A 6,790-nucleotide genomic window follows, 5' to 3' on the forward strand; every position below is an offset into this window, starting at 1 on the left:
GCGAAATTTTTCCGCCATCTAGGCTAACCCGTTTGGCCGTGGCGGCGGCGCAGACTGCGATCTTGAGGCCAGCTCAGTTCGTCGCGCTCGCCGACGGCAGCACGTGCAGGCTCACCGGCCACCGAGCGGGCGCCGGGCCGAAGGAGTTTCGGGCGTTCTTGACGATCTTGCGGCCCATCATCCGGTTGCCGCCGCCGCCGATCACCGCGCCGATGCCCATCGGGAGCATCTTGCCGAACGCGATCGCGCCGCGCTTGAGCGCGTAGCGCTTGACGAAATACCTGACCAGTCGGTTGTTGAGCTGAGCAACGGCAGGCAGCGGCAGGGTGCCCGCAGATTCCGCGATCCATCCGCCGCCGGTGCGGCCCGCCCCGACGAGATCGCGCACGGCGTGCTTGCTGTCGTCGCCGACCAGCACGGCCAGCACGAGTGCGCGGCGTCTCTCTTTATGCGACGCGGGGATCCCGTGCACCTCGGCGACCGCGAGCACGAACAGCGAGGTGGCTTCGAGGAACACGACGGTCTCGCCCGCGACCGCGGACAGCGCCACGAGCGTTCCGATCCCGGGGAATGCCGCGGCGGAGCCGACGGCCGCACCACTGGCCGTCACTGCGGCCAGGTACCGGTTCTCCAGTTTGGTCACGATCTCGGCGGGCGATGCCTCAGGGTTGCCCTTGCGCAGCCGGTCCACGTAGGCCTGGACGGCTGGCGCCTGCACGCGTGCGCCGACCTCGAGGATGTGCGATAACGCCCGTGCGGCGGCACCCGGATGGTCGTCGGGCTCGGGTGGCGTCTTCGGGCTCGATCCGTTGCGAGCGGCGTTCATCGGTCCTCCCTGGACTTGCCTGGCTCCAAGGCTACCGGCAGCCAGGAAGAAAACGCCGAGGTGCGGTGCTGACTGCAGACATGGCAACATCCCAGGACGTGGATGTAGTGAGCGTGGCTAACAACGAAGCACCGTCGGCGCCTCGCGCCAAGATGATCGCGGTGCTCGGCGCGCTCATTGCGCTGGGGCCGTTAACGCTCGACCTCTATCTGCCCGCTCTGCCCAAGATCACCGCCGACCTGTCGGTTTCGTCGTCGGTGACGCAGTTGACGTTGACGGGCACTCTGGCCGGGCTCGCGCTCGGTCAGCTGATCGTCGGCCCGCTGTCGGATTCGCTGGGGCGTCGCAAGCCGCTGATCGTCGGGATCGTCCTGCACATGGTGGCGTCGGTGGTCTGCGTGTTCGCACCGAACATCGAAATTCTGGGAGCCGGCCGGGTGCTGCAGGGCATCGGCGCGTCCGCGGCGATGGTGGTGTCGTTCGCCGTCGTCGGCGATCTGTTCGACGACTCGGCGGCAGCGACCGTCTTCTCGCGCCTGATGCTCGTCCTGGGGGCCGGGCCTGTCATCGCACCCTCTCTCGGCGCGGCGGTGCTGTTGCGGGCGTCATGGCACTGGACGTTCGCGGTGCTCGTGGTGCTGGCAGGCGCCTTGCTTGTGGTGGCGGTGTTTGCGCTTCCCGAGACGTTGCCGCCCGCCAACCGCAGGCCTCTTCGATTACGGGGCGTGCTCTCGACGTACGCGTCACTGTTGCGCGACGTGCGCTTCGTCACCCTGGTGGCGGTCGCCTCGCTGTCGATATCTGGACTGTTCGCCTACATCTCGGGCGCCTCGTTCGTGTTGCAGGGTCACTACGGCCTGACGCAGCAGGTGTTTGCGATCGTCTTCGGCGCAGGCGCAATCTGGTTCATCGCCGCGACGCAGGTCAATGTGGTTCTGCTGAAACGGTTCTCGCCGCAGACCATCGTGGTGTCGGCGCTGAGCGGAGCCGTCGTCGTCGGCGCGGTGTTCGTCGGCCTCTCGATGGCTCATCTCGGCGGACTGCCCGCATTCCTCGTGCCGGTGTGGCTGGTTCTGGCCGCGATGGGACTCGTGATTCCCAACGCGCCCGCTCTCGCGCTGTCGCGGCACCATGAGGCCGCGGGCACGGCGGCCGCGTTGCTCGGTGCCGGGCAGTTCGGCGTCGGCGCCTTGATCGCACCGCTCGTCGGTGTGTTGGGCAACGACGAGGTTGCGCTGGCGCTGGTGCTTGCCATCGGCGTGACGGTCGCGCTGGTGGCTTTGCTGCTGGTGATCAGGCTTGGCGACGACGAGCCCCTCGCGCACGGCCCGGCGGACGAACCTCACTCCGAATAGCTCCCGTGTTGTGCCCGGCCGCCTGAGTTTGTACCGTCGCACGGGATTATTCCGAGCGGAGTAGTCGGCGCCGCTGATTACCTCGCACAAAGACGGGGAACGGACTCTGCATGGCGTACCAGGTGACGTCGCTGGGCATCTCCGTGCTGGCACTCCTGCGTGAGCGGTCCATGCACGGCTACGAGATGTTTCAGACGCTCACCGCCCGCAGCGGCGACCGAATGCTGAAAGTGCGCCCCGGGTCGCTGTATCACGTGGTCAACCGGCTGGCCGAGGAGAAACTGATCCGTCAGGCGGGCACCGGGCGCAGTGGCAATCGCCCTGAGCGCACCACCTACGAGCTGACGGACGCCGGTGCTGACACGCTGATCGCGAGGCTGAAGGAGCTGGTCGCGAGCCCGGTCAACGAGTTCGAGAAATTCGTCGTCGCGCTCTCGGAAATCCACCACCTCGACGCCGAGGTCGCCGTGCGCGCCTTGCGGCGCCGGATAGAGGCGCTGGAGCGCTCCGCCGACGAGCTGCGCGCCGTGCGCGACGCGGCCGGAGCGCCGGGGGAGCGGGCGGCACTCGACTACATGCTCGCCACAACGGTGGCACGGCTGGACTGGCTGGCCGGGTTCGTCGCGTCGCTGGAGTCGCCGTGACGGCCGACCGCGACGTGAATCCCTGGCGGGCGCTATGGGCGATGCTCGTCGGCTTCTTCATGATCCTCGTCGACTCGACGATCGTCGCCGTCGCAAACCCGCGCATCGTCGAGAAACTCGGCACCGACTACAACACGGTGATCTGGGTGACCAGCGCGTACCTGCTGACCTATGCAGTGCCGCTGCTCGTGGCCGGCCGACTCGGTGACCGGTTCGGGCCGAAGAACCTCTACCTGATCGGTCTGGCGGTGTTCACCGCCGCCTCGCTGTGGTGCGGTCTGGCGGGCACGATCGAGATGCTGATCGCCGCGCGCGCGGTGCAGGGTCTCGGCGCCGGGTTGTTGACCCCACAGACGCTGTCGACGATCACCCGGATCTTCCCGGCGGAGCGCCGCGGTGTCGCCTTGAGTCTGTGGGGCGCGACGGCCGGTGTCGCAACGCTGGTGGGACCGCTGGCCGGCGGGGCACTGTTGGACACCCTGGGCTGGCAGTGGATCTTTTTCGTCAACGTCCCGATCGGCGTGATCGGCATCGCGCTGGCGGTATGGCTCATCCCCGTGCTGCCGACCACCAAGGCGCGCTTCGACATTCTGGGAGTGGTGCTTTCGGGCGTCGCGATGTTCCTGATCGTGTTCGGGCTGCAGGAGGGCGCGTCGCACGACTGGGCGCTGTGGATCTGGGGCTTGATCGCCGCCGGCGTGATCGCGATGGGCGTGTTCGTGTACTGGCAGTCGATCAACACGAACGACCCGCTGATCCCGCTGCGGGTGTTCGCCGACCGCAATTTTTCGCTGTCGAACATCGGCATCACGGTGATGGGCTTCGTGGTGGTCTCGATGCTGGTCCCGCTGATCTTCTACCTGCAGGCGGTGCTCGGGCTGTCGCCGACGCGCTCGGCGCTCGTCATGGCGCCGATGGCCGTCGTCACCGGCGTGCTCGCACCCAGTGTCGGGCGTATCGTCGACAAGTTTTCCCCCGGCCCGATCGTCGGTTTCGGCTTCTCGGTGTTGGCAATCGCGTTGACGTGGTTGTCCTTTGAGATGACGCCCACCACCCCGGTATGGCGGCTGACATTGCCGTTCGCGGCGATGGGCCTCGGCATGGCGTTCATCTGGTCGCCGTTGGCCGCCACCGCGACTCGCAACCTGCCGGCGAGCCTGGCAGGCGCGGGGTCGGGCGTCTACAACGCCACCCGGCAGGTCGGATCCGTACTGGGCAGCGCGAGCATCGCGGGGTTCATGACGTGGTGCCTTTCCCACGAACTGCCCGGCATGCCCAAGGACGCTCTACGTGGTGAAGGCGCTGTGACACAACTGCCCCCCTTCCTGCATGAGCCGTTCTCGACCGCGATGTCGATCTCGATGCTGCTGCCCGCGTTCATTGCTCTGATCGGCATCGTCGCCGCGATGTTCATGGCCGGGATGCGGCGTAAGTCGATGGCTACGGGAGCCGTTGGGGCACGGGGTATTCAGCACGACGATTCGCGCGTCACCGATGTGATACCGGCGATCGACGACGGCGACTACCCCGACGACGACGACGACGAGTACGTCGAGTTCCTGCTCGAACCGCCGGTGTACGTCCCGCCCGTGTACGTCCCTCCCCATGTCGACGAGAGCGACACCGAGCCGCTACCCACGCGCGCCCACGCCGCCGCCGGTGAGCTGGTGCAATTGCGGTCGAAGGACGTCTACGAAACCCTCTTCCATGAACCGCCGGAACAGTGGCTGCCGTCTGCTGCTGATTCGATTGGCACCGCCCACAACGGTTTTCACGTGGACCACGAGTCGATGTTTCCTGACCTACCCGACGAGCAGGCCGGTGGCAGGCACGCGGCGTCCGACCCCGACCTCGACACCGGCGGCTCCGGCAGGCATTCGAGGTCGACCGGCGATTAGTCGAACAGGACCGCGGGGTTGAGATAGCCGGTCGGATCGAGCGCCGACTTGATGGTGCGCATAGCGGCGATATCGGCGGCCTCGCGTGACATGCCGACGTATCCACGTTTGCGGCTGCCGACTCCGTGCTCGGAGCTGACGTTCCCGCCGCAGGCCGCGATCAGATCCATCATCGCGGAGTACATCGCACGCTCGCGCTCGCCGGTAAGGGTGCAGCGCAACACATTCAGATGCAGGTTGCCCTCGCCCACGTGACCGAACAACAGCGGTATCGCCTCGGGTGCATGTTCGGCCACGAGATCGCCGGCCCGCCGCGCGAAATCCGTGATCGCCGGCAGTGGCAGCGACACGTCGAATTTCAGCGGAGGACCGTACACGCCGAGGATCTCGGTGATGGCCTCGCGTAGACGCCAAAGGCGCTGCTGCGCAGCGGCGTCGACGCCGACGGCCGGCTCGCCGCTGATCGGCGCGTCCGTCAGCGCGTCGGCGAGCCGCTCGGAAAGATCGGAGTCAGCGGCCATTTCGATCAGCAGCAGCCACGGCGAATCCAGCGGTGAGGCGACGTCGAGGTGGCTTGCGGTGATATCGAGGCCCCGCGCGTCGATCAGCTCGAGGGCGGCGATCCCGTCGAGGTCACGGAACTGCTGGCCGGCGGCGACGAGATCGGCCAGGTTCTCGAACCCGGCGAGCGCGGTGATCCGGTGCGCCGGGGTGGGGTGTAGCCGAACGTCGAGTTCGGTGATCACGCCGAGCGTGCCTTCCGCGCCGACGAACAGCGCCGTCATGTCGTAGCCGGTGTTGTCACGGCGGACTGCGCTGTGGCGCCGCACAATTGAGCCGTCGGGCAGCACCACCTCGAGGCCGGCCACCTGCTCGCCCATGTTGCCGTAGCGCACGGTGCGCAGTCCGCCCGCGTTCGTCGACGCCATCCCGCCCACCGTCGCGGAGTCTCGTGCCGCCAGATCGACACCGAACAGCAGGCTCGCGCGGACGGCGGTGCGCTGCGCGCCGGCCAGCGTGACACCCGCGCCCAGCGCCACCCTGCGCTCGCCGGTGTCGATGTCACCGACCGCGGTGAGGCGCTCGGTGGACAGCAACACGTCGTCGTGTTCGGGAACAGTGCCTGCCACCAACGACGTTCGGCCGCCCTGAACGGTCACATGCGCACCGGCGTCGCGGCACGCCGACAGGACCGCCGCGACGTCCTCGGCCGACGCCGGCCGCACCAGCGCGCAGGCACGTCCCCGGTAGCGGCCGGTGTGATCGACGCTGCGGGCAGCCAGCACGTCGGGGTCGGTACTCACGTATCCGCTCCCGACGATCGCACCGAGGCGCTGCGTCAAGCCGCCGCTCACGCGCGTCCGCCGGAGAGCGACAGGAACGCGCCCAGCTCGACCAATCGGTCAGGCGTGCTCGGCAGATAGTCGGTCAGCAGCTCAGACCGCACGATCACGGCGGCGTACTTGGCCCGGCTCACGGCCACATTGAGCCGATTCCTGTTGAACAGGAACGACCCTCCGCGCGGCGCGTCGTCAACGGTGGAGGCCGCCATCGAGATGAACACGACCGGCGCCTGCTGCCCCTGGAATTTGTCCACCGTCCCCGCACGCACGTCGCGCAGCCCCGCCGCATCAAGCCGGCGGCGAAGCGTCACGACCTGTGCGTTGTACGGCGTGACGATCAAGACGTCGCGCTGCCCCAGTTCCCGCGCGCCGTCCTCGTCGGTCCATTTGCGGCCGAGCAGCCCGGTGATCGCGGTGACGATCGCGTCGGCCTCCTCGGGGCTGTCTGTCGCGTTGCCGTTGTGGGCGATCTCGGATACCTGCACGCCCGGCTCGACGCCTTCGAGGCTGCGGGAGGTGCTGATGTCCTCGTGGGAGTGCAGACGGCCGCTGTAGGACAGCCGCGACACCGGCGCGCACACCGCGGGGTGCATGCGAAAGGAGTAGGCCAGAAAGTAGCCGCGCTCCGGCGGCAGCGTCTGATGTCCGTCAACCAGCCAGCCCAGCGCGGACTGGTCGACGGGTTCGGGATGGGTGCCCTGGCTGACCTGCGGCAGCTGCTGCG

At 67.9% G+C, this 6,790-nt stretch carries 6 protein-coding genes; 3 read left to right on the forward strand and 3 right to left on the reverse strand.

Going from position 1 to position 6,790, the window contains the following annotated elements; genetic code table 11:
* Window positions 1-73: 73 nt before the first annotated feature.
* A complete protein-coding gene (locus tag QOH60_RS19060) occupies window positions 74-826 on the reverse strand; it encodes a hypothetical protein (protein ID WP_526423232.1) in 753 nt (250 codons plus the stop codon).
* Window positions 827-906: 80 nt separating this feature from the next.
* On the opposite strand from QOH60_RS19060, the gene QOH60_RS19065 reads away from it, so the two are divergent.
* The 3 genes from QOH60_RS19065 (at window position 907) to QOH60_RS19075 (ending at window position 4,723) form a co-directional block, all read left to right on the forward strand.
* Window positions 907-2,181, forward strand: a complete 1,275-nt coding sequence (locus QOH60_RS19065) for a multidrug effflux MFS transporter (RefSeq protein WP_526423234.1) — start codon at window positions 907-909, stop codon at window positions 2,179-2,181.
* Between the two features lie 110 nt (window positions 2,182-2,291).
* A complete protein-coding gene (locus QOH60_RS19070; protein WP_526423236.1) occupies window positions 2,292-2,825 on the forward strand; it encodes a PadR family transcriptional regulator in 534 nt (177 codons plus the stop codon).
* Between the two features lie 41 nt (window positions 2,826-2,866).
* Window positions 2,867-4,723 (forward strand): MFS transporter, encoded by a 1,857-nt coding sequence (locus QOH60_RS19075; RefSeq protein WP_526423246.1) that lies wholly within the window; start codon window positions 2,867-2,869, stop codon window positions 4,721-4,723.
* Here QOH60_RS19075 and QOH60_RS19080 read toward each other — a convergent pair.
* Complete coding sequence (locus tag QOH60_RS19080) at window positions 4,720-6,066, reverse strand: FAD-binding oxidoreductase (protein WP_526423248.1); 1,347 nt, start codon at window positions 6,064-6,066, stop codon at window positions 4,720-4,722. The two genes, QOH60_RS19075 and QOH60_RS19080, sit on opposite strands and share 4 nt — an antisense overlap.
* Before the next feature lie 8 nt (window positions 6,067-6,074).
* The coding region (locus QOH60_RS19085) for a DEAD/DEAH box helicase (RefSeq protein ID WP_526423238.1) at window positions 6,075-6,790 on the reverse strand (716 nt) is incomplete at its 5' end.

The organism is Mycobacterium sp. (assembly GCF_032159765.1).
Classification (GTDB): domain Bacteria; phylum Actinomycetota; class Actinomycetes; order Mycobacteriales; family Mycobacteriaceae; genus Mycobacterium.